Origin of the sequence: Pilimelia columellifera subsp. columellifera (genome assembly GCF_039532605.1) — a bacterium.
GTDB lineage: Bacteria > Actinomycetota > Actinomycetes > Mycobacteriales > Micromonosporaceae > Pilimelia > Pilimelia columellifera.
The window spans coordinates 1-993 of sequence record NZ_BAAARY010000074.1 but is presented as its reverse complement, the minus strand read 5'-3'; the positions used below and the strand labels follow the sequence as shown (position 1 = coordinate 993).

The 993-nt window shown below is 65.2% G+C and carries 1 protein-coding gene; it reads right to left on the bottom strand.

Features of this window, described 5'->3' with window-relative positions; all coding sequences use genetic code 11:
• Positions 1-10: 10 nt before the first annotated feature.
• Positions 11-853, bottom strand: coding sequence for a transposase family protein (locus ABD287_RS18375; RefSeq protein WP_344174797.1), 843 nt, complete (start codon positions 851-853; stop codon positions 11-13).
• Between the last annotated feature and the right edge of the window lie 140 nt (positions 854-993).

Sequence of the window (993 nt, the reverse complement as noted above, 5' to 3'; positions counted from 1 at the left end):
TGAGGTGATCTCAACGAGGGTTCGGTAGGTACCGGTATTCGAAGTGGGTGAGGTGGACGGCTGCGCGGACGATGTCGCCGAGGTTTCGGGGGCTGGCCGTGGTGTGTTTGAGGGTGCGCCAGCGGCCGGTGAGGATGGCGAATCCACGTTCGCCGTGGGCGCGTAGCGCTCGTAGGCAGCGGTTGTAGGCGCGGTTGTCGGGGGCGAGTTTTTTACCGTCGGCGGGCTGTTTGTGTGGGACGTGTATGCCCTGACCAGTCCCTTCGTATCCGGCGTCGGCCAGGGTCGGTAGATCCAGCTGGGACGCGGCCCAGTAGAGGGCGCCGGTGACGTCCAACTGCTGGGCGCAGGTCATGTCGTGTAGGTGCCCGGGCATGACCTCGGAGGTCCAGATCGGGAGCCCGTCGGGGCGCATGACGGCTTGGATATTCCCGCCGAAGTGGCGGTGCTTTCCGGAGTACCAGGCGTCGACTTCATGGCCCTTGACGCTGGTGACGGTCTCGGTGAGTCGATCGGTGTCGAACACCTTCCCGTCCAGGATCACATGCGACCAGCCGTCGGCGGCGACTCGTTCCAACGCATCGCGCAGATCAGGCGCCTGCGCAGCCAGGACTTCGATTCCCTCGGTCACGTACCGGTAGGCGGTGGCCCGCGACACCCCGAACCCGGCCCCGAGGATGCTCTTGTCTTCGCCTTTGCGGAACCACACCAAGACCAGCAGTGCCTGGTAGAAGCAGGTCAACTTTCGCGTCCCACGCCGTGTGCCGACCGTGCGGCGGCGGGCGTGTAGGAGCCGCGCCACATGCTGCACGAGTTCCTTGGGCACGTCGAGCATGGCACGATAGGCAATCAACGCGGGGTCCTTCCGAAGACCGGTTTCTGTCGCAAGAACCTGTCTACCGAGGGCCCCGCGCCCTCTCCAACACCGTCCGTTATGGACGAGGTGCCCGTGTCGTCCCCGCCGACGATCACGCCCTTGCTGAGATCACCTCA